We start from the raw sequence: 582 nt of genomic DNA on the forward strand, positions 1-582 counted from the left end.
ATATGATTTTCATTCGCTTTCTCCTCCGGGTTTTAACGGGATTTTTCCTTCTGCCCTTCTATGTAAGCAAATACCTGTTCACGGCTCCGGTCACTGACCGTTACAGCACAATAAGACGGATTCCACAAATGCCCTCCCCACAACTCTTTCTTTAGCTCTGGATACAAAAGGAACATCTGGCGCGCAAGATTCCCTTCATGATTTTGATCATGTCTGAAATATAAAACTGTGGTCGACAATCTACAAGCAGATGAATATGATCCGGCATAACCTCCATAGCCAGGATTTGAAATTTATATTCCTGTGCAAGACCTTCCAGCATTTCTTTGCATTCCACATCAATTCCATCTTTTAAAACCTTTTTTCTATACTTGGTACACCAGACCAGATGATACTGCAGAGAGTATACATATCCTCTACCATATGAAAGATCATTTTTATTAATTGTAAACATATCTTTTCCCATAAAAACATTATACCATATACATAGGAACATATCAAACATTTGTTCTCATTTTTATCAAAAATCTTGCGCGTCTAACTCATCACTACTACAATATATTTATGGGTAATCCCCTTACT

Annotated in this window: 1 pseudogene; it reads right to left on the reverse strand. The window is 37.3% G+C overall.

From position 1 onward, the window contains the following. Positions 1 to 32: 32 nt before the first annotated feature. A pseudogene (gene tnpA / locus DXB83_RS16335) lies at positions 33 to 466 on the reverse strand (IS200/IS605 family transposase). Positions 467 to 582 lie beyond the last annotated feature (116 nt).

Source organism: Blautia sp. OM06-15AC, assembly GCF_003481425.1.
Lineage (GTDB): Bacteria > Bacillota > Clostridia > Lachnospirales > Lachnospiraceae > Fusicatenibacter > Fusicatenibacter saccharivorans.